Origin of the sequence: Citrobacter sp. W9 (assembly GCF_026719375.1) — a bacterium.
GTDB classification, from domain to species: domain Bacteria; phylum Pseudomonadota; class Gammaproteobacteria; order Enterobacterales; family Enterobacteriaceae; genus Citrobacter; species Citrobacter werkmanii.
The window spans coordinates 1-262 of sequence record NZ_JAPPTE010000093.1 but is presented as its reverse complement, the minus strand read 5'-3'; the positions used below and the strand labels follow the sequence as shown (position 1 = coordinate 262).

1 rRNA gene is annotated in these 262 nt (G+C 50.4%); it reads right to left on the bottom strand.

Features of this window, described 5'->3' with window-relative positions:
• Window positions 1-26: 26 nt before the first annotated feature.
• Window positions 27-262: ribosomal RNA gene (locus tag OOJ59_RS28020) — 23S ribosomal RNA — on the bottom strand; the annotation flags it as partial.

Below are 262 nucleotides of genomic sequence, written 5' to 3'. Positions count from 1 at the left end.
ATCCGCCAAAACACCTTCGGCGTTGTAAGGTTAAGCCTCACGGTTCATTAGTATCGGTTAGCTCAATGTATCGCTACACTTACACACCCGACCTATCAACGTCGTCGTCTTCAACGTTCCTTCAGGAGACTCTAGGTCTCAGGGAGAACTCATCTCGGGGCAAGTTTCGTGCTTAGATGCTTTCAGCACTTATCTCTTCCGCATTTAGCTACCGGGCAGTGCCATTGGCATGACAACCCGAACACCAGTGATGCGTCCACTC